The sequence below is a fragment of the Pseudomonas sp. GM80 genome (assembly GCF_000282515.1).
Classification (GTDB): Bacteria; Pseudomonadota; Gammaproteobacteria; order Pseudomonadales; family Pseudomonadaceae; genus Aquipseudomonas.
In genome coordinates this window covers 1-1,168 of sequence record NZ_AKJD01000281.1, presented here as the reverse complement: position 1 = coordinate 1,168, position 1,168 = coordinate 1, and the positions used below count along the sequence as shown (strand labels likewise).

The window sequence follows — 1,168 nt, the reverse complement described above, 5'->3', positions numbered from 1 at the left end:
CGCCCCCGGTATTGAACAAAACACCCCTATGTAGGAGCTGCCGCAGGCTGCGATCTGTTGATCTTGTTTTTAAAGACAAGATCAACAGATCGCAGCCTGCGGCAGCTCCTACAGGGGTCAGTCGAGGCGTGGCACGGTGAAGCGGAATTCGCTGCCCTGCCCCGGCTCACTCTCGGCGACGATCCGGCCGCCGTGGGCTTCGACGATGCCTTGGGTGATGTACAAACCGAGGCCCGTACCGTTCGGGTTGCCTTCCTTTACCGTCCAGTAACGGTCGAACACGTGCGGCAGGTGCTCTTTGGGGATGCCTTCGCCGCTATCACGCACGGTGAAAACGATTTCATCGCCGACTGATTTGGCATGCACGCCGACGGTACCCAGGCGCGGGGTGAACTTGATCGCGTTGCCGACCAGATTCGACAGCACTTGAAACAGCCGCTCCGGATCGGCGTGAATGCGCAAATCGGGATCAGCAGCAAAGGAAATGCTGATGTCCTTGTCCAGCGCCAGCGGTGCGAGCAGCGCCTGCGCTTCCTCGAACATCTGCCCGACGTCGAGCTTCTGCGGGGTGATGGAGTAGCGCCCGGCGTCAATCTTCGAGGTGTCGAGCAAGTCTTCGAGCAACGTATTCATGCGCCCGGCCGCCTGCTGCATGGTGTCGATTGCGGTGGAGATGCGGCGCGAGGTGTGTGGGCCGTCGGAGCTGAACGCCTTCTGCATCATGCCGCAGAGCATCGAGATCACTGTCATCGGGTTGCGCAGGTCGTGCGAGACCACCGCCACCAGTTCATCGCGGGCGCGCACGGCTTCCTGTTCGCGGCGCACCTGGCGCGCCAGATCGTTTTCCAGCGCCGAGCGGCGCAGATCGTTGGCGGCAAACAGGTCGCCATGGCTCCACTTGGTGGAGATCCCGGCCATCTCGACTTTCCAGATTTCAAACGAGGTGCGCGGACGCAGGCGCAAACCGGCGTCGGAGTTTTCCAGGTCCAGTGGCTTGCGCGGATCACCGCTCCAGTTGATGTTCTCTTTGACCTCGGGACGGAACCACAGCACGCCGTTGTCGACCGGTTTCGGCAGGCTCATGGCAAGCACGCCGCTGGCCACTTGCTGATACTCCGCAGCCGGCGGATACACACTGGCCAGATTATGGCTGGGGAACACCGGCTCG

Annotated in this window: 1 protein-coding gene; it reads right to left on the bottom strand. The window is 61.8% G+C overall.

Annotated elements, in window-relative coordinates; genetic code table 11:
• Positions 1 to 117: 117 nt before the first annotated feature.
• Positions 118 to 1,168 (bottom strand): GAF domain-containing sensor histidine kinase (locus PMI37_RS30845; RefSeq protein WP_008089041.1); only part of this gene is annotated, 1,051 nt, incomplete at its 5' end.